Origin of the sequence: Streptomyces griseochromogenes (genome assembly GCF_001542625.1) — a bacterium.
Taxonomy (GTDB): Bacteria; Actinomycetota; Actinomycetes; order Streptomycetales; family Streptomycetaceae; genus Streptomyces; species Streptomyces griseochromogenes.
In genome coordinates this window covers 4,341,273-4,360,430 of record NZ_CP016279.1, presented here as the reverse complement: position 1 = coordinate 4,360,430, position 19,158 = coordinate 4,341,273, and the positions used below count along the sequence as shown (strand labels likewise).

Annotated in this window: 15 protein-coding genes and 4 pseudogenes; 12 read left to right on the top strand and 7 right to left on the bottom strand. The window is 71.5% G+C overall.

Annotated features, from left to right (window positions below):
- Positions 1–2: 2 nt before the first annotated feature.
- Positions 3–962, bottom strand: a complete 960-nt coding sequence (locus AVL59_RS18485) for a TAXI family TRAP transporter solute-binding subunit (RefSeq protein WP_237281543.1) — start codon at positions 960–962, stop codon at positions 3–5.
- A gap of 102 nt (positions 963–1,064) precedes the next feature.
- On the opposite strand from AVL59_RS18485, the gene AVL59_RS18480 reads away from it, so the two are divergent.
- The 3 genes from AVL59_RS18480 to AVL59_RS18470 all read left to right on the top strand — a co-directional run bounded on the left by AVL59_RS18480 (position 1,065) and on the right by AVL59_RS18470 (position 3,058).
- Positions 1,065–1,835, top strand: a complete 771-nt coding sequence (locus AVL59_RS18480; RefSeq protein WP_067317435.1) for an isoprenyl transferase — start codon at positions 1,065–1,067, stop codon at positions 1,833–1,835.
- Between the two features lie 396 nt (positions 1,836–2,231).
- Positions 2,232–2,621 carry a RidA family protein gene (locus AVL59_RS18475; protein ID WP_067305619.1) on the top strand — a complete coding sequence of 130 codons (390 nt, stop codon included), beginning with the start codon at positions 2,232–2,234 and terminating at the stop codon, positions 2,619–2,621.
- 38 nt (positions 2,622–2,659) lie between these two features.
- Positions 2,660–3,058 carry an Imm7 family immunity protein gene (locus tag AVL59_RS18470; RefSeq protein ID WP_067305617.1) on the top strand — a complete coding sequence of 133 codons (399 nt, stop codon included), beginning with the start codon at positions 2,660–2,662 and terminating at the stop codon, positions 3,056–3,058.
- On the opposite strand, the gene AVL59_RS18465 is transcribed toward AVL59_RS18470, so the two are convergent.
- Complete coding sequence (locus AVL59_RS18465; RefSeq protein ID WP_099053081.1) at positions 3,048–4,298, bottom strand: glycoside hydrolase family protein; 1,251 nt, start codon at positions 4,296–4,298, stop codon at positions 3,048–3,050. The two genes, AVL59_RS18470 and AVL59_RS18465, sit on opposite strands and share 11 nt — an antisense overlap.
- Before the next feature lie 965 nt (positions 4,299–5,263).
- On the opposite strand from AVL59_RS18465, the gene AVL59_RS18460 reads away from it, so the two are divergent.
- From AVL59_RS18460 to AVL59_RS18430, 7 genes and pseudogenes are all read left to right on the top strand, one after another.
- Positions 5,264–6,025 (top strand): polysaccharide deacetylase family protein, encoded by a 762-nt coding sequence (locus AVL59_RS18460; protein ID WP_067305615.1) that lies wholly within the window; start codon positions 5,264–5,266, stop codon positions 6,023–6,025.
- 154 nt (positions 6,026–6,179) lie between these two features.
- Positions 6,180–6,995 (top strand): annotated as a pseudogene (locus AVL59_RS18455) (ThuA domain-containing protein); the annotation flags it as partial.
- Positions 6,996–7,194: 199 nt separating this feature from the next.
- Positions 7,195–8,391 carry an EfeM/EfeO family lipoprotein gene (locus tag AVL59_RS18450; protein ID WP_067305613.1) on the top strand — a complete coding sequence of 399 codons (1,197 nt, stop codon included), beginning with the start codon at positions 7,195–7,197 and terminating at the stop codon, positions 8,389–8,391.
- On the top strand, positions 8,388–9,602 hold the full coding sequence (gene efeB / locus AVL59_RS18445; protein WP_067305611.1) for an iron uptake transporter deferrochelatase/peroxidase subunit: 1,215 nt from the start codon (positions 8,388–8,390) through the stop codon (positions 9,600–9,602). The genes AVL59_RS18450 and efeB overlap by 4 nt, the downstream gene beginning before the upstream one ends.
- Positions 9,603–9,805: 203 nt before the next feature.
- Positions 9,806–11,608: a phospholipase C gene (locus AVL59_RS18440; RefSeq protein ID WP_237281542.1), complete on the top strand. Its 1,803-nt coding sequence runs from the start codon at positions 9,806–9,808 to the stop codon at positions 11,606–11,608.
- 110 nt (positions 11,609–11,718) lie between these two features.
- Positions 11,719–12,717 (top strand): phosphotransferase, encoded by a 999-nt coding sequence (locus tag AVL59_RS18435; protein WP_067305606.1) that lies wholly within the window; start codon positions 11,719–11,721, stop codon positions 12,715–12,717.
- 267 nt (positions 12,718–12,984) lie between these two features.
- Entirely contained in the window at positions 12,985–14,553 is a 1,569-nt protein-coding gene (locus AVL59_RS18430; RefSeq protein WP_237281541.1) for a N,N-dimethylformamidase beta subunit family domain-containing protein, read from the top strand.
- Between the two features lie 22 nt (positions 14,554–14,575).
- Here AVL59_RS18430 and AVL59_RS18425 read toward each other — a convergent pair whose 3' ends face one another.
- The 3 genes and pseudogenes from AVL59_RS18425 to AVL59_RS54360 all read right to left on the bottom strand — a co-directional run.
- The gene (locus AVL59_RS18425) at positions 14,576–14,764 is read right to left on the bottom strand and encodes a hypothetical protein (protein WP_067317428.1); all 189 of its coding nucleotides are present in this window, start codon (positions 14,762–14,764) and stop codon (positions 14,576–14,578) included.
- A 76-nt stretch (positions 14,765–14,840) separates the two neighbouring features.
- Entirely contained in the window at positions 14,841–15,197 is a 357-nt protein-coding gene (locus tag AVL59_RS18420; RefSeq protein ID WP_067305604.1) for a DUF1330 domain-containing protein, read from the bottom strand.
- A 724-nt stretch (positions 15,198–15,921) separates the two neighbouring features.
- Positions 15,922–16,362: pseudogene (locus tag AVL59_RS54360) on the bottom strand (ATP-binding protein); the annotation flags it as partial.
- Between the two features lie 11 nt (positions 16,363–16,373).
- Here AVL59_RS54360 and AVL59_RS56425 point away from each other — a divergent pair.
- Positions 16,374–17,078 carry an amidohydrolase family protein gene (locus AVL59_RS56425; protein WP_107407370.1) on the top strand — a complete coding sequence of 235 codons (705 nt, stop codon included), beginning with the start codon at positions 16,374–16,376 and terminating at the stop codon, positions 17,076–17,078.
- A pseudogene (locus AVL59_RS52200) lies at positions 17,056–17,150 on the top strand. The gene AVL59_RS56425 and the pseudogene AVL59_RS52200 overlap by 23 nt, the downstream one beginning before the upstream one ends.
- A 236-nt stretch (positions 17,151–17,386) precedes the next feature.
- Here AVL59_RS52200 and AVL59_RS48270 read toward each other — a convergent pair.
- Positions 17,387–18,025, bottom strand: a pseudogene (locus AVL59_RS48270) (hypothetical protein); the annotation flags it as partial.
- A gap of 176 nt (positions 18,026–18,201) precedes the next feature.
- The gene (gene bla / locus AVL59_RS18405; protein ID WP_067305598.1) at positions 18,202–19,119 is read right to left on the bottom strand and encodes a class A beta-lactamase; all 918 of its coding nucleotides are present in this window, start codon (positions 19,117–19,119) and stop codon (positions 18,202–18,204) included.
- Positions 19,120–19,158 lie beyond the last annotated feature (39 nt).

The following is a 19,158-nucleotide window of genomic DNA, read 5'->3' as shown; positions in this document are numbered from 1 at the left end:
GGTCAGCCGTAGACCGAGCGGTAGTAGGCCACCGCGCCCGGGTGCAGGGGTACGTCCCCCGTGGCGACCGCGAACCTGGGTTCGAGCCGGGCGCCCGCCGTCACCTCCCTGAGCAGCGGGCGCCATTGGTCGAACACCACCCGGAGCACCGCGCGCACCGCCTCCCGCGGCACCTGGGGGCGGGCGAGCAGGTAGTTGCCGACGCCGATGGTGCCGACCGGCTCGGTCAGCCCGTAGACGCCGGCCGGGAGGGTGACCGCCGTGTAGACGGGGCCGTAGGTGTCTCGCAGAGCAGCGGCCTGTTCGTCCAACGGCAGGAAGCGCAACGGGAGTTCGCGGGCCAGGTCCGACAGGGCGGGGGTGGGTACTCCCCCGGCCCAGATCAGCGCGTCGACGGTGCCGGTGCGCAGCGCCCGGAGCGAGTCGGCGAGCCCGAGCGGCCGTTGCCGTACGGCCCGTTCACCGGTCAGCCCGCTCACTACGAGCAGCCGGCCCGCGAGCACCTGCCCGCCGGAGCCGGTCGCACCGGTCCCGACCGACCGCCCCGCCAGATCCCGCACCGACCGTACGGGACCGTGCGCCGGTACGACGAGATGTGTGTAGTTGACGTAGACACGGGCGAGGGCCGTCACGGCGGTCGGGCGCGAGAACGGCGCTCGCCCACGGACGGCGTCCTCGGCGGCGTCCGCCATGGCGAGGGCGAGGTCGGCCGATCCGTCGCCGAGTCTGCGGAGGTTGTCCACGCTCGCCGAGGTGCTGAGGGGCATGATGCGCAGCCGAGGCGAGGCCTGGGCGGCCAGTGCCTTGCCGAAGGCGTTGTACGGCCCGCCCGGCGCTCCCGTCGCGAGCCTGAGCCGCCATACCGCCGCGGCGTCTGCGGAGCATCCGGCCAGGGCGGCAGCGGGGCCGGCGAGGAGCGCGGCCTCCAGCAGGCCCCGGCGGCTCATCGGTCGGCCGGTCACGTCCGCAGCGTAGCCGCTGAGCTCCCGCTTGGCCCGTGGGGACGGCGTGGCACTATCGTTGCGCCCTCAAAGACGGGTAGGAGAAGGGATGTCGGTGTGGCGATGAAGGCCTTGCGTTCGGCGTTGGAAGCGGTCTACGTACGGCGCCTGAACCGCAAGCTGGAGGGCCTGCCCCGGCCACGCCATGTGGCGATCATGCTGGACGGGAACCGGCGCTGGGCACGGGGTGCGGGGCATCAGGACGTCCGTGAGGGCTATCGCGTCGGCGGCGCCAAGGTCACGGACTTTCTGCACTGGTGCACCGATGCCGGGATCAAGCACGTCACGCTGTGGATGCTCTCCGACGACAATCTGCACCGGCCGGCCGACGAACTCGGGCCCCTGCTCGACATAATCGAGGAGACCGTGCGGCGTATCTGCGACCCCGGGGAACCCTGGGAGATCGAGATCATCGGCGCCCTCGACCTGCTGCCCGGGAACACCGCCCGCGTCCTCAAGGAGGCCGCCGCCCCGACCCACGGCCGTGGCGGGCTGAAGGTCGACGTCGCCGTCGGCTACGGCGGTCGCCGCGAGATCGTCGACGCCGTCAAGACGGCCTTCGACAAGCACATCGGCGCGGGCGGCGACCCGCGCGATCTGGCGGCCGACTTCGATCTGGAGCACATCACCGACAACCTGTACTCGCCGGCCGGGCACGACACCGACTTCATCATCCGTACCTCCGGCGAGCAGCGGCTGTCCGGGTTCCTCCTGTGGCAGTCGGCCTACGCGGAGGTGCACTTCGTGGACGTGCTGTGGCCTGCGTTCCGCCAGATCGACCTGCTGCGCGCCCTGCGTTCGTACGCCGCCCGGGAGCGCCGTTACGGCCGTTGACGGTGCGGCAGAGGCCGTGCAGGGGCTCCGCGGTGACACCGCGGGCCGACTGCGACGTGGTGCGCTCAGCGGGGCCGTGGGTGTGGAGGGCGAGGATCAGACGGCGGCCGCGGTCGTGGCGTTCACCGCTCCAGGTCCTCAGGCGATCCAGTCCCGCGTGCACCGGCTCGAACTCAGGGGTGCAGGGCCCGTCCTTCGGAGTCCACCAGGGGTCGACCGGTCATGTCGCCGCCTTCTCTTGGGACTGTCCGCGTGTGAGCGTGCCACGAGCGACCGACAGTCGGTCTCGGACGGTCGTGGAAGGCGCACCGACGCTCGCTCCCTACGCGCCGGGACATCGGTTCGCGCCACACGCCGTATTGGACGTATCGGCGCAGGCCACCTAGCGTTCGGCACATGACAGAGCGACGTGCGGTCCTCAGCGGATCCGTCTTCGAGGAGCAGATCGGCTACGCCCGTGCCGTGGTGGACGGCGACTGGGTGCATGTGTCCGGGACGACCGGGTTCGACTACACCACGATGACGATCTCGGACGACGTGGTGGAACAGGCCGAGCAGTGCCTGCGCAACATCGGGGCGGCGCTGACCGAGGCGGGCTGCGGCTTCGCGGACGTCGTACGCGTGCGCTACCTGCTCCCCGACCGTGCGGACTTCGAGCCCTGCTGGCCGGTCCTGCGCCGCTGCTTCGGTGAGGTCCGCCCGGCCGCGACCATGCTCGTGTGCGGGCTGGCCGACCCTCGCATGAAGATCGAGATCGAGGTGTACGCACGGAGGCCGACCGGCTGACAGCGCCCTGGCCGTCCCTCGCGCCCTAGGATTCCGGCATGTTCGAGTACCACGGCTGGATCACGGTCAGGGAGAGCGCGGGCGAGGAGGGGGAGGACGACTCCCGGTTGCGGCAGATCGTCGAGGAACTCCGAGAGCGTATCTCCCTGATGGACAGCCCGTACCTGCTCGACCTGAGGTGGATGAACGGCGAGCCGTTCATCCACCTGGGAGGGCATTCCAACCACCGCTCCACGCCCGACGTCCTCGAACTCTTCGGCCATGTGGCGGTGATCGCTCCCGGCTCCTACGGGCTTCTCCATGTGCGCGACGACGAGGACCGGGGACACGAGAACGAGGTCCGGGTGCTCAGGCTCGCCCGGGGCGGCCTCACCGAGCACACGGAACCGCTGCTGTCCCCGTGCGTGCCCGCGCTGGAAGACCCGTTCAACGAGTAGGGCCCCGGTGGCCTCGTTCCGGGCCGGACAGGTCGATCGCCCGGTCGACGTCCTGAGGGCGCAGCACGCGCAGGATGCCTTCCAGGAGGTAGTAGTCGGCGTACGGGAGGGAGATCTCGATGCCGTCCTCGGCGGGCCGGTTGCGGGTGCAACGGGCGACGACCGCCTCGGCACGGGACGAGTTCCGCGTCAGGCAGGTCTGCGCCAGCGCGGTCAGCAGCCGCAGGGCGGCTTGCCGGTACTCGGGGCGACCCGTGGCGGCGGACAGGTCCAGCAGACCGCAGGCCATGACCGCCCCGGCGGAGGCGTCCTTGACGTCGTACGGCTGCTGGGGTGCCCGGTAGTCCCACACGGGTATGTGGTCCGGTGTCAGGACTCCGAGCGCGTAGTCGGCCAGTCTGCGGGCGGTCGTGAGGAACTGGTCGTCGCCGGTGCGGCGGTGGATGGTGGTGAAGCCGTAGACGCCCCAGGCCTGTCCGCGTGACCAGCAGGACGTGGGGCTGTAGCCCTGCACGGTGTTCGGGCCGATCGGCGCGCCGGTGGCGGGGTCGAGGTCGTACACGTGGGGCGTCGAGCCGTCCGGACGCGGGAACACCCGCTGCGCGGTCTTCGCGTGTTCCGTCGCGATGTCGAGGTACTTCGGGTCGCCGGTCTGCTCGGTCGCGAAGGCCAGCAGATCGAGGTTCATCATCGTGTCCATGATGATCCGGCCCGCGTTGTCGGGGTCGTTCAGCGCTCCCCAGGCGCGGATGAAGCGGCCGTTCGGGTTGTAGCGCCGGCTCAGCGAGTCGGCGGCCTGGACGGCACCGGCGCGCCAGGTGTCGTCGCCGGTCAGGCGCCAGGCGGTGACCCAGGAGGGGTAGAAGAGGAAACCGAGGTCGTGGGTGGTGGTGTCGTACTGGCGGGGGGCGAGTTTTCGCGCGGAGGCGAGCGCCAGGGTGCGGAAAGTGTCGTCGCCGCTGTGGAGCCAGGCCATCCAGAGCGTGCCCGGCCAGAACCCGCCGACCCAGTCGCCGTTCTGCGCGTACACCCACTTCTCGGACTTCGTGCCGACGGGAAAGGCCGTCACTCCCGGGGCGACGGCGCGGAGTTTGCCGATCGCGTAGTCGGCGGCACTCCGGAGCGTGCGGACGACGGCCGCGGGGGTCTGCTCGGCCGCCCGGGCCGTCGTCGGCGGCGCCGCGTACAGCGCGGCGGCCGAGGCCGTCGTGGTCAGCACGGTACGTCGGGAGATCTCCATCGGCCCGCATCCTCCAACTCGGCATCGAAGAACGGAAGGTGATGGAGCCTTGCACAGCCAGCCTCGCCATGTACACCCATGTGAGCATAGTTCAGTGATGTGAACACGCAGGCCGTACGGGCGTGTCAGCCGCGGCGCCGGCCGGGCGGGTGCGGGTGACCCCGTCGCCTCACGCCGGCCGTCGCGTCGAGGCAGATCCTGGGTGCCGGTGGCAGCGGCGGAGAGCCGCTCGCCCCGGTTGCAGGAGACCCTGCTCCCGCGCAGGCCGTCCCCCTTGTGCTCCGGCTCGAACTGCCAGAGCTTGGACCTCGAACTGCCAGAGCTTGGACACCGCCCCTTGAGTGCCTCAGGCCGAGTGCCCACCAGTTCACCGGCCCAGCGGCCGCGCACGTCCCAAGTCGCGAGGACGTTGTCGGGCCTTCTGCGGATCCGGGTCCGGTCGCGCAGCACATAGGCGTCGCACGCGTCGTCGTGGGTGATGTTCAGCTCGACGGCCCCGCCGTCCAGCGATCAGCTCGCCCGGGACGGGCGGCGGTGCCGTGCTCGCCGGCATCGCGTGGGCGGGCACGGCCGATACGACGAGTGCGGCGGCGCCCACAGGCGCCGCCGCACCGGATCATCCGTGTCTTCGTTGTCTCGATGGCGCCGACGAGCGCCTCGAGCCCGTCCCGAAAGGACACATGTGCCCCCAACCCCCCACAGCTGCCCGCGTGTACCGGTGGCGGGCCGCCGCCGTGCAGGGGTCATGAAAGCGGTGATACGGCGGCACATCAACCGGGCGAACGGGACGACAGGCGCATTCCGGCCCTGTGGAACTAGAGGTTCCAAAAAGCGGACTTCCCGGGTCCTGTCGCAGAAACACCGCGGAATTGTCCGCGAACGGTAACAGCCGGATCCTCCGGCGCGTACGGCCCGTCCTGACAGGTGCACGGGGACCCGACAACACGGCGAGGAACGAGGCGGACATGGCACGGCATGGCGGGCGGGGTTGGTACGGCCGGGTGATCGCGGCGGCGGTCGGAGTCACGGCGGTCGCCGCGGCCACGTCGGTGTGGACCGCGCAGGCCGGCTCCGTCGGCGGGCACCAGGCTCCGGCGAGCCCGGCCCCGCCGAAGGTGTCGCCCGTCTCCGCGGCCATCGCCCACGCCTCCGACGCCGGCGCGCACGCGGTGAACATCACCATCGACGACGGCCCGGACCCGGTCTGGACCCCGCAGGTGCTGAAGGTGCTGCGGGACAACGGCGTGAAGGCGACCTTCTGCATGGTCGGCACCCAGGCCGAGGCCCACCCGGACATGGTCAAGCAGGTGGTGGCGGCCGGACACCGGCTGTGCGACCACTCGGTCTCGCACGACACCACCATGGACCACAAGTCCCAGGACTACCAGTCGCACGAGATCCTGGACGCCGAGCGCCAGATCACCAAGGCGTCCGGAGGTGTGAAGCCGATGTACTACCGGGCCCCGGGCGGCGCGTTCACCCCGTACAGCCGGAACCTCGCGGCCTCGCACGGGATGCGGCCGCTGGGCTGGAACGTCGACTCCAAGGACTTCGAGCGGCCCGGCACCAGTGCCATCGTCGCCACCGTCCAGCGCGAGCTGCACCTCGGCCCGACCCTGCTCTTCCACGACGCCGGCGGCGACCGCTCCCAGACCGTGGCCGCGCTGAGCACCCTGCTGCCGTGGCTGAAGCAGCAGGGGTACTCCTTCGGGTTCCCCGTGCGCTGAGACGGGCGGGGCCGCCCGCGCCGCACCTTCAACCAGTGGATGCTCCAACACACCCGATTCCAGGGTTACTTCACCTCTTGACGCCTTTGGTGCAGACCTTTACGTTGCACCAACCCCCACACGTCAGGAGCGCCCCGTGCCCCGTGTCAGAGCGTTGCCTTCGATCCCTTCCCTGTGCCTGCGGCTGCTGCTTCTGCTGACCGTGCTCCTGGGCACGGTCGGCGCCCCGGCGCACGCGACGGCCGCGCCCTTCAGGGTGCTGGCCCTGTACAACGGAACCTGGGACGCGGCACACATCAGCTTCGTCAAAGAAGCGAACGAGTGGTTCCCGAAGCAGGCCGCGGCCAACGGGTTCACCTACACCGCCAGCAACAACTGGGACGTGCTCGCGGGCGACGGCGTGAACGCGTACCAGGTGGTGCTCTTCCTCGACGATCTGCCGCAGACGGCGGCCCAGCGCACCGGATTCGAGCGGTACATGCGCTCCGGCGGCGCCTGGATGGGCTTCCATGTCTCGGCGTTCACCACGAACGCCTCGGGCTGGTCCTGGTACCACGACCAGTTCCTGGGGTCGGGCGACTTCACCTCCAACACCTGGGGCCCGACGACCGCGGTCCTGCGGGTGGAGGACCGTACCCATCCCGCGACGAGGAGCCTGCCGGCCACGTTCACCTCGTCGGTCAGCGAGTGGTACAGCTGGTCCGACGATCTGCGCCGCAACCCCGACATCAGGATCCTGGCCTCCATAGACCCGAGCAGCTTCCCGCTCGGCACGGACCCCGACCAGACCTGGTACAGCGGCTACTACCCGGTCCTGTGGACGAACACCAAGTACCGGATGCTGTACGCGAACTTCGGCCACAACGCCATGGACTACGCCACCGACACGCCCCTGTCCTCGACCTTCGCCAGCGCCACGCAGAACCGGTTCGTCCTCGACGGCCTGAAGTGGCTGGGCGGGGCCACGGGCGCCGGCCGGGCGGTCCCGGCGGGCTCGGCCGGTGGCCGCTCGCACGACGCCGACGGCCGGTGAACCAGGAGAGAAATCCTGGTCAATGAATCGTTGGGACGGCTGTTCGGGTGCGTCCGGCTGACTAGCATGGAGCCGTCCCGTCGGCGGGTGCACCGCCGCGGGGACAGCTGCGTACGTCGTTCCGGAAGGGCTCGCCATGCCGTTGCCTCGCCTCGGCACGCGGTCGGTCCGTTTCCGGGCGACTGGAGTGCTGCTCTTCGTGCTTGCCCTCGCCGTGGGAGGAACCCTGCTGGGGTTCTCCCTCGGCGGCGGCCACCGTCCGCGGTCCGCGGGGCCCGTCACGGTCGAGGTCTCGCCGAGCCACTGCGGCCGGGGCTGGACCCGGCCCGCTCCCGGGGTGCAGACCTTCGACCTGCACAACGCCTCCGACGGGGCCGCCGAGGTCTATCTCGAAGACCCCGGAAACCAGGTCGTGTACGGCGAGGTCGAGGGCATCGGCCCGGGTACGACCCGGCAGTTGACCGTCCGCCTGGGCCAGGGGACGTACGCCTTCAAGTGCGTGCCCGACGACGCCGACGCCGTCACCGGGCCGACCGTCCACGTCACGTCGGGGCGGCGCGGCCCGGGGGCGGCCCCCGTCACCGAGCACGACCTCATCCCGCCGGCGCTCGCCTATCAGAAGTGGGTCGGCGGCGGTCTCGACGAGGTGGTCCGGCTGACGGCGGAGCTGCGGCGGGCCGTCGACCGCGGCGACCTCGCCGGCGCCCGCGCGGCCTGGCTGCCGGCCCATCTGGAGTACGAGCGCCTGGGAGCGGCGTACGACGCGTTCGGGGACGCGGACGGGCAGATCAACGGCACGGACGCGGGACTGCCCGACGGGGTCGGAGACAAGGGCTTCACCGGCTTCCACCGCATCGAGTACGGGCTGTGGCACGGACAGTCCGCCGACCGGCTGCGCGCGCCGGCGGCGGCGCTGGTCAAGGCGGTGACCGGACTGCGGGACAGCTGGTCGCAGTCCCGTATGGATCCGGCCCAGCTCGGTCTGCGCGCACACGAGATCCTGGAGAACACCGTGCAGTTCGAGCTGACCGGCCGGACCGACTACGGCAGCGGCAGCAACCTCGCCACCGCCCGCGCCAACCTCGACGGCACCCGGGAGGTGCTGTCCCGGCTGCGGCCCCTGCTCACCACCCGGTACGCCGACCTGTCCGGCCTGGACGAGGACCTGGGCAGCGCACAGCACACGCTCGACGGGTTCCGTCACGGCGAGGGCTGGACCGCGCTGTCCGCCCTCCCCCGCGACCGACGCGAACGCGTCGACTCGGTCTTCGGGGACCTGGTGGAGCGGCTCGCGTCGGTGGCGACCCTGTGTGACCCCCGGAGGACGGCATGAGCGGCGACGACCGGACGGACGGAGTGGGCAGACGCCGGTTCCTGCGGGGTGCCGCGCTCGCCGGCGCCGGACTCGCCACCGGTGCCGCCGCCCCGGCAGCCCCCACGGCGGCCGTCGCCCCCTTCCACGGAATCCACCAGGCGTCCGTGATCGCGTCCCCGCGGCGGACCAGCGTGTTCGTCTCCTTCGACGTGACGGCGGAGCACCGCGCGGACCTGGCCGACCTGTTGCGCACCCTCTCCGACCGGGCCCGTTTCCTGACCTCGGGCGGGACGCCGTCCCCCGTGGGCATCACCGGGCCGCCCGCGGACTCGGGCATCCTCGGCGACCGGCTGCCCTCCGGACGGCTGGCCGTGACCGTCGGTGTGGGCGCCTCCCTCTTCGACGACCGGTTCGGGCTGACCGCCCGCAGACCCCGCCGGCTGACCGCGATGCCCGCCTTCCCGGACGACGACCTGCGGGCCGACTGGTGCCACGGCGACCTCAGCCTCCAACTGCACGCCGACGACCCGGACACCACCCTGCACGCGCTGCGCGACATCGCCCGGCACACCCGGGGCGGCCTGCAGGTCCGCTGGCGCCTCGACGGCTTCACCAGCCCGCCCCGGCCCTCCGGCACCGCGCGCAACCTGATGGGGTTCAAGGACGGCACCGCCAACCCGGACACCGCCAGTGCCCGCGACATGGACCGCCTGGTGTGGGTGGGCAGGGGCATGGGCGAGCCGGACTGGGCGGTCGGCGGCAGCTACCAGGTCGTCCGGCTGATCCGGATGCTGGTGGAGTTCTGGGACCGGGTCTCGCTGGGCGAGCAGGAGCGCATGTTCGGCCGTGCCCGCTTCTCGGGCGCGCCGCTGGACGGCGACCACGAACACGACACCCCCCGGTACGCCGACGATCCCAAGGGCGACGTCATCCCGCTGGACGCCCACATACGCCTCGCCAACCCGCGTACGTCCGCCACCGCGGACCAGCGCATCCTGCGCCGCGCCTACAACTACGACCGCGGCATGGACGCCAACGGCAACCTCGACATGGGGCTGCTGTTCTGCTGCTACCAGCAGGACCTGGCCCGGCAGTTCGAGACCGTGCAGCGCCGGCTGGCGGGCGAGCCGCTGACCGACTACATCAGCCCGTTCGGCGGCGGCTACTTCTTCGCGCTGCCCGGCGTACGGGACGCGTCGGACTGGTACGGGCGGGCCCTGCTCGCCTGAGCCTGTCCGGACAAGTCGGCGGGCGGAAAGGGTCAACACACCGTCAAGTTTTGCCCCAACATCCCTGACTCGGTGTTCACTCGCAGGTCATCATGGCTCCGCCGTCGCGCCCCGCGACGGGCGCAGCATCCGTGCTCGTACGACGCACAGACGTTCTGTCCGGAGGGTAAACCACCATGGCAAGCAGGGGAAGACGAGCCGCGATGCGGAGCCTGGGAGCGCTCGCGGGAGCCGCGGCGCTCACCGTGCTCGGCAGCAACGCGCCCGGTTGGGCGGCAGCGCCCGCCGGGGCGCCGGGCGGGCACTCCTCGACCACGACGCCGATCAAGCACGTCGTCGTGCTCTTCGACGAGAACATCTCCTTCGACCACTACTTCGCCACGTACCCGAAGGCCGCCAACAGCGACGGGACGAAGTTCAAGGCGTCGAAGAACACCCCGAAGGACATCGACACCCTCGCGCATGCCGGGCTGCTGAAGCACAACCCCAACCAGTACGCGCCGAAGCGGCTGTCTCCGGCGCAGGCGATGACCTGCGACCAGAACCACTCCTACGGCCCGGAGCAGTACGCCTACAACGGCGGCAAGGCCGACCAGTTCGTCCAGAACACCGAGGTCGACAAGTGCAGCGGCGGCCTGTTCGGTGAGCCCGGCCTGGCGATGGACTACTACGACGGCAACACCGTCACCGCGCTGTGGAACTACGCCCAGCACTACTCCCTGGGCGACCGTTCCTACAGCTCGAACTACGGCCCGTCCACGCCCGGCGCCCTCAACCTGATCTCCGGCAACACGCACGGCGTCATCTCCGTCGACCCGGCCACAGGCAAGAAGACGGCGACCCCCGACCCGTACGCGGTCAAGTCGCCCGACGCGAAGGGCGTGGGCACGGTGATCAACGACCCCGACCCGGCCTTCGACGACTGCTCCGGCAAGGACCACACCAGCACCAACGCACTGGCGGCCCTGCAGGGCAGGAACATCGGTGACCTGCTCAACGCGAAGAAGGTGAGCTGGGGCTGGTTCCAGGGCGGCTTCCGTCCGTCGGCCGCGTGGAACGGCACGTCAGGCTCGTACGCCAAGTGCGACATCACGCACACCAACGTGGGCGGCGCGGCCGTGGCCGACTACAGCCCGCACCACAACCCGTTCTCGTACTACGAGTCGACGGCCAACCCGCACCACCTGCCGCCGAAGAGCGTCTCCGAGATCGGCCACAACGGGCAGGCCAACCACAACTACGACCTGACCGACTTCACCGCCGCCGCCAAGGCGGGCAAGCTCCCGGCCGTCAGCTTCGTGAAGGCCGGTGAGTACCAGGACGGCCACGCCGGCTACTCCGACCCGCTCGACGAGCAGCACTTCCTCGTCAAGCAGATCAACGCGATCCAGAGCTCGCCGCAGTGGAAGTCGACCGCGATCGTCGTCGCCTATGACGACTCCGACGGCTGGTACGACCACGCCTATGCCGCCCCGCGCAACGGCTCGAAGGACACCTCGGTCGGCTCCAACGGCAAGGCCACCGACAGCCCGGCCTGCCAGAACGGCCCGAAGGCCGCCGGCGGTTACGCCGATCGCTGCGGCCCCGGCACCCGCCAGCCGCTGCTCGTGATCTCGCCCTACAGCAAGGTCAACAAGGTCGACCACACCCAGACCGACCAGGCGTCCCTCACCCGGTTCATCGAGGACAACTGGCACACCGGCCGCATCGGCGACCACTCCTTCGACGCGTCGGCAGGCTCGCTGGCGGGCATGTTCGACTTCCGGCACCCGAACAACAAGCAGGTGCTGCTGAACTCCGACGGTTCGGTGAAGTCCGTCGGCCCGATCAAGCACGTCGCCGCGGTGGCCACGAGCATCACCCCCGGCCCGGCGATGCAGAACACCGCCGCCTCCACCGGCACTTCGGGGCTCCCGGTCCTGCCGCTCAGCCTCGGCGTGGGTGCCCTGCTGGCCGCCGGCGTCACGGGCACGTACCTGACGATGCGCCGCAGGCAGCACGCCTGACCGCACCGCTGACCGCCAACGCCCCCGGACCGCGTCCGGGGGCGTACGCGTTGCTCCGTGGCGTCGGAAAACGGCTGGTCCTGCCGAGGTCATGCTGCTGGGATGGCGTGATGGGACATGACGCATCGCTCAGCGTGGACCGCGGCCGCTACCCGCACGCGGTGACTCCCTGGGAGCGGGAGTCCTGGCGGAGCGCGGCGTTCGACTGGGTGCACGGCCGGCTCGCCGCGCACGGTCTGCGGGCGACAGGGGCGCCGTGGGTACGGCTGCGGCCGTGGTCCGTCCTGATGCGGGTGCCCGTGGCGGGCCGGGGAGCCGTCTGGTTCAAGGCGAATCCGCCGGCCAGCGGCTTCGAGGGCGCGCTGACCGAGGCGTTGGCCCGCTGGGTGCCGGAGCACGTCCTGCGGCCGCTGGCGGTCGACGCCGAGCGCGGCTGGTCGTTGCTGCCCGACGGGGGTGACCTCTTCCGGACCGTGCTGGAGCGGACGGCGGTCGAACCGCGCGCCTGGGAGAGCCTTCTGGGCCAGTACGCGAGCATGCAGTGCGCCTTGGTCCCGCACGCGCGGGACATCGAGCGGCTGGGTGTCCCGAGCGCCCGGACCCCGGACCTGCCCGAGGTCTTCGACAAGCTGCTCACGGAGAACGAAGCGGTGCTACCGGACGAACGCGCGCGGCTCTCGGCCCTCCGGCCCCGCCTCGTGGCCTGGTGCGGCGAACTCGCGGCCCTGGGCATCCCCGACTCCCTCGACCACTCGGATCTGCACGACGGGCAGCTGTTCCGTCCGGAACCAGACCGGTACACCTTCTTCGACTGGGGCGACGCCGCCGTCTCGCATCCGTTCTGCAGCCTTCGGGTCACGGCCCTGAAGGCCTGCGACCGGTACGGGCCCGGCGTGCTGCCGCGCCTGCGCGACGCCTACTTGGAGCCGTGGACGGGAGCCGGCCGCACGGCGGCGGAACTCCGGCGTGCGGTGCGGCTCGCGTGGCGTCTGAGCGCCCTGGGGCGAGCCCGCGCCTGGGGCCGCCTCTTCCCGGCGGCGCACGGCGCTCTCCTGGCCACCGAGAGCGCTCAGTCCCTGCTCGAACTGTTCGAGGAGCCCCCGGCCTGAAGGACCGTGGGCCGAGGCCCGGACGGTGCCTTCGGGACCCGCTGCCGGCGCCGGGAGCCACGCGGTTCCGCAGGTCGGTGCGGAGTACGGCGGCCTCACTCGTTCGGCACAACCTCCGGCTGCCGGGCCGCTGAGCCCTCGTCGTCGTGTCCCGCCGGGCCCGGCCCCTGCCCGCGCCTCGCCGCGGAGCCATGGTGCGGTTGCGGCGGGCGGAGCGGCATCGGGAGCCTGGACGCGGCATGAACAGGGGCGGATCCAGGAGGCGCAGTGACCCCAGCCCACGGCGATCCACCCCTGCACGGCCGCGTCCTGGCCCGCCGGGGTTTCCTGACCCTGTGCGCGGGCGCGGGCCTGGGCGCCGCCGCCTGTACGCCCGGGCCGCACCGTGTGGCCCTCCACCCTCTCGGCACCGACGGCGGGCGGCTGCGGCCGGAGGCCGAGCGGGACGCGCCGGGCACCGAAGACTGGTGCATCCGCTCCTCGGGCGCGGTGGACGCGGTCACCGGCTACACCGACCAGGTGAGCGTACGGCCGGGCCAGGCGTGCAGCCTGCATGTGTCGACCACCGCGGCCTCGTTCCAGGTCTCGGCGTTCCGTATCGGCTGGTACGGCGGAAAGCAGGCCCGCCGCATATGGACGTCACCCTCCATACCCGGCCGCGCCCAGCCGCCCCCGCGCCTGCTGTCCGCCACCCGTACGGTGCGCGCCGACTGGCCTGCGACGCTGCCCCTGGACACCACCGGATGGCCGGAGGGCGCGTACCTGCTGCGTCTGGAGTCGGACACCGGCCATCAGCGGCACATCCCGCTGATCGTCCGCTCCGCCGAGGGTGCGGGCCGCACGGTCCTGCTGCACGCCCCGGCCACCTGGCAGGCCTACAACCGCTGGGGCGGCTACAGCCTCTACGCGGGCTCCTCGGGCGCCTATGCCACGCGGTCGCTCGCGGTCAGCTTCGACCGCCCCTACGACGGCGACGGCGCCCAGAAGTTCCTGGTCTACGAACGGGCGCTGGTGGTGCTGGCCGAGCGCCTGGGCATCCCGCTCGCGTACACCACCGGCGTCGACATCCACCGTGACCCCTCGGTGCTGTACGGAGCGCGTACCGTCGTCTGTCTGGGGCACGACGAGTACTGGACGCCCGAGCAGCGGGCGCACATCACCCGGGCCCGGGACGCCGGCGTGAACATCGCCTTCCTCGGCGCGAACAGCTGTTTCCGCCGTGTCCGGCTGGAGGACGGCAAGGGGGCGCGCGAGCGCACGGTGGTCTGCTACAAGACGGCCTACCGTTCCGACCCGTACTACTCGTCCAACCCCGACCTGGTGACCACCGACTTCCGCAGCCCGCCCGCCGCCGATCCGGAGTCCTCCCTCACCGGCGTGCTCTACGAGGGCTATCCGGTCGACGCCCCCTATGTCGTCCACGCCGCGGATCACTGGCTGTACGACGGCACCGGCGTACGCGCGGGCGACAGCTTCGCGCATCTCGTCGGCGTCGAGTACGACCGGGTCACGCCCGCCTCCCCGACCCCGGGCCCGCTGGAGATCACCGCGCACTCGCCCGTGGCGTGCGCCGGCCGGCCCAGCCACAGCGACTCCGCGTACTACACCGCGCCCGGCGGCGCGGGCGTCTTCGCGACCGGCACGATGCGCTGGGTGGAGGGCCTGGTGGCCGGCACGCACGAACTCGGCCGCGACCACGGCATGGACGCCCGTACGCGCAGGTTCGTCACCCGTACCACGGAGAACCTGCTGCGCACCTTCGCGCGGGGCCCGGCGGGCCGGCACGCTCCAGCGGCCCGTGCGAACGTGCGGGAGGTGTACGGCGGCACGGTCTGAGCATGCCGGCCGGGCTCCGCTGTCACGGGCCGGCGGTCGGTGCCTGGCCTCCCGTGGCACGCATCCGGTCCCGGCGGGCGAGGTTGTAGATCCGCAGGAGGTGCTTGGCCACGGCACAGGGCGCGGCATCGGCATGGCACTGGCGGCACGTACGCACGTGCTGCTCGTAGGTGAAACGCGCGTTTTCCAACGCATCGTCGAGAGAAGACATGGACATCTCCGGGCAGGGCGCGTCTCCAGGACGCGCCGAGTTGACTGACTGGTATACCCGGAACTAGGTGATCATGTTACTTGCGGTACTGGGAAACGGCCGCTCGGACCTGCTGGGCGAAGCCCTTGACGGTGTAGTCCGGCGGGAGGCTGTCGATCAGCACGATGTCGGAGATCGAGTTGTTGGTACGCAGGGGCCGGATGTCCTGATAGGCGGCCGAGTCGTACCACTGCCGGGCGGCGGTGCGGTCCGGGAATTCCATGAGGACGACGAGACCCGGCCAGGCCCCCTCCACCACCGTGACCTCGCCGTTGGCGAGCCACTTGCCGCCGTAGGGCTTCGCGGTCGCTTCGACCTGCTCCAGGTACGACAGGCCCGCCTCGTTGGGGATGTCGCCGGGTATGCGCAGGTGGTTGATCAGATACGTGCTCATGATGATCCCTCCGGTTCGTGGCACAGCAACTTGTCGAGGGTGATCGGCAGGTCCCGGACACGGCCGCCGGTCGCGTGGTGGACGGCGTCGGCGATCGCCGCCGCCGTGCCGACGGTGCCGAGGCCTCGGCCAGCGCCCGATGCACCGCCCGCCGCTCGGGCAGGGGAGCCGTCCGGTAGACCGCCGACCGCACCAGCGGGTGGCGGAACCTCACCCGGGCCCCGAACTCGATCAGCCCGGCCTCCTCCGCCGGCGAACCCGCGTCGGCGTCGATCCCCAGCCGTCCTGCCGCCCGCCACAGCAGGGCCCCGTCGCCCGACGGGTCGGCGGCCGCCAGCACCAGCACCAGCACCAGGCGCGTCACGTGCGGCACCGATTCAAGCCGCCGGATGAAGCCCCCCTCGATCAGCCCGGTCACCGGCCCCGAACCGGGAAGTCCGAACCCGCCGGCGAATTCCGTCGGCGTCAGTTCCCCGGACAGCTCCAGCAGCGCCAGTGGATCCCCCCGCGCCTCGGCCACGATCCGCTCCCGCACCCGCTCGTCCAACCGCCCATGGATCACCGACGCCAACAACAGGCGCGCGTCCGCATCACCCAGCCCCTCGACCACCAGCTCCGGCAGTCCGCGCAGCTCGCGGTCCTCGCTCGGCTCCCGCACGGCGAAGACCACGGCCACCGGGTCGGCCGGCAGACGCCGCGCCGCGAACGCCAGAGCCTGCACCGACGCCCGGTCCAGCCGCTGGGCGTCGTCCACCAGACACACCAGCGGCTGCTGTGCGGTCGCCTCCGACAGCAGCGTCAGGACCGCCAGCCCCACCAGGAACCGGTTCGGCACGCCCGCCGCGCGCAGCCCGAACGCGACCTGCAGCGCCTCCCGCTGCGGGCCCGGCAGGCCCTCCAATCGATCCAGCATCGGCGCGCACAGCTGGTGCAGCCCCGCGAAGGCGAGTTCCATTTCGGACTCCACGCCGCCTACCTGGGCGATGCCGCACCCAGCCGCCCGCTCACGCGTGTAGTCCAACAGGGCCGTCTTGCCCACTCCGGGCTCGCCACGCAGGACCAGCACCGAACTCCGGCCCGCCCGAACCCCCTCCACCAGACGGTCCAGCGCCTCGCACTCGCGGCTACGACCACGCAACCCGGGCCCGGCATGACCGACGGGCATCGCCATAACCGATGGTAGGGACGGCGGGTGCCGGCTTGGCAACCCGGACGGCGGTCCGCGCGGCGTCCGCCACGCTCTGGCCGGGCGGGCGCGGGGCCCACCGGTTCGAGCACGTCGAGACGGCTCCCGACGAACTCCTGCCCCGATTCGTGGAGTTGGATGTGTCCGCCTCTCCAACCGCCGTACGCCGGCCACACCCTCGACGACGGCACCGACGAGTGGTCGCGCCCGGGCTCCGACCGGGCCGACCGGGCCTGACCGCTACGGGACCTGGGCGAGCCGGGGCGACGCACATCCTCGGCTCGAACCGGCCCGTCGCGCACTACGACGCACGGGCCGTGCCGGCGACGGCCCGCCGTCCGAAGGGCGCAGCGGCGCGGCGGCCGGGGCTCACGGCGTCGCAGGCGCTTGAACGCTGCACCGGTCACGCGGGCGGGGCGGCCGGTGCAGCGGGCATCACCGGCCGCATCGCATCCGGCCACCGTGCCGACCTGGCCGCGTTGCCCGTCGACCCGGTGCACGCGCCGTGCGACGAACTGACGGACGCGCCGGTCACGTTGACGGTGACCGACGGCCACGTGGTGCACCGGGCCGCCCGACGGAGACCTGGTCAGCGGCGCATCAGCACCCCGTCAGCGCCTCCCGGCACTCTCATACCTGTGAACGGCACGGGAAACCGGAAGCCGGGAGCAGGGAGAGGTGCCCGGAGTGGCTGATCGGGGACCAGCGAGCACGCCTCAAGGTCGGGCCCCACAAGGCCCACGCAGGTTCGAATCCTGCCCTCTCCGCCCGATGGACGAGCGCACCGGAAGGCGCACGCCGGTGGCGGAAAGTACATCCGCTTCTCGCGGATCCTGATTGCGCGGTGCGCGGCCGATCGATGCGGCCGCTTCCCCGCGTCGGATAGACGTACTTTCCGCCACTTCCATGGAAGCACTACGCCGACGCCACCGCGAGGGGTCGAGCGGGTCTCCTGGTGCCGCTCCGCGAGCGGCGGCTATGGCGTGACGACCTTCCCCCGAAGGTCACCGGCGGTCTTGTCGTTCGACCCGCTGACGGAGAACCGGCACGAGGCGTCGCTCCGGAACACCGACGTACCGGTGTCGAACGAGTAGTTGCGCTCGGCGTTGTCGACACCGACGTTGTGGGAGACGGTCATCGTGCCGGGGTCGCTGTTGTAGGTGAACCCGTGGTGGCCGTTGCGGTAGGCGATGCAGTGCCGGACGACGTGCCGTTGTGGCAGGAGAGGGAGTTCTCGATGGTCACCGGGCCGATGGCGCCGATGTCGGACTTGGTGTAGAGGTCCCGGCGGTCGTCGATGTCGTGGTGGGAGACGTCGTGGCGGAAGACGTCGGCGGTGCCGACGGTGGGCTTCGCGGCGAAGCCGTCGGCGTCCTCGCCGTCGGAGTCGGCGTTGTCGTGCGACTCGGCGCTGACGACGAGGTTGTCGGAGGGCGCCGGAGGTGCCGTTGCCGCCCACCGGGATGGTGACGGTCTTCGTGTAGGCGTAGGTGCCGCCGCGCAGGTAGATCGTCCCCCCGGCGGCGATACGGCTGATCGCCGAGGTGAGCGTCGTCGGGTTCGACCGGGTGCCGGACGCGCTGCCGGTGCCGCTCGGGGAGACGTACAGGACGGAGGCCGCGGCCGCGGGATTCACTCCCCCCAGGGCAGGGGGTGCGGCGGCGGCCTGCGCCGTGGTGCCGGACAGGGTGGCGGGTACGCCGACGAGCAGGCTGGCGCACGCGATGGCTGGTTTCAACCGTAGAGAGATGCCATGCGCGCGTCAATTACTGCATACTTGATCGGAATTCAGCCCGCTGAACCGACAGGGCTTCCGGTCTACTCGCCGGGCGCGAGGGTGCGCGCCAGCACGCGTGCCGTTTCGGCGATCAGCGCGTCGTCCACGGTCGCGTCCTTGGCCGCCTTGGCGGACAGGACGGCCAGCAGGACCGGCGTGTTCCGGGTCGTCCAGGCGACGCCGATGTCGTGGGCGCTCGCGTAGTCGCCGGTACCCGTCTTGTCGCCGAGGACCCAGCCCTGCGGGAGCCCTGCGCGGAACCGCTTGACGCTGGTGGTGTTGCCCTTCAGCCAGCCGATGAACCGTGCGCGGTCGGTGTCGTCCAGTGCCCGCCCCAGCGTCAGCCGCTCGAAGCCGCGGCCGATCGCCTGCGGGGTCGTGGTGTCGCGCGGGTCACCGGGGACGGCGGTGTTCAGCTCGGGCTCCCACCGGTCGAGCCGGCTCACCCGGTCGCCGAGCGACCGGAAGAACCGGGTGAGGCCGTCCGGCCCGCCGATCTGGCGCAGCAGCAGGTTGCCGGCCGCGTTGTCGCTGTACTGGATCGCGGCCGCGCACAGATCGCCCACGGACATGCCGGTGGCGAGGTGTTCCTCGGTCTTCGGCGAGTTCGCCAGGATGTCCCTCGGCGGATAGTGGACGATATTGTCCAGCGGCGCGCAGTCACCGTGGCCGCCCAGGACGGCCGCGGCCGCGAACGCCTTGAAAGTCGAGCACATCGCGAACCGCTCCCCCGCGCGATACGCCACGGTCCGGCCGGTGCGCACGTTCCGGGCGTATACGCCCAGACGCGCGCCGTAGCGCTGTTCCAGATCGCTCAACTCGGGGTGTGGATCGGCCGTTTCGGGGCGCCGGTCCGCCGTGGCGGGGGCGATGCCGGCGGCCGTGGCGGCGGCAGTGGTGGTGAGGGCGAGACCGGCCTTGAACAGGCGGCGGCGCGGCAGCGAGGTGGCATTGGTCATGTGCGGAGTTCTCCCAGGTCGTCCGTCGTCGGCTTGGTG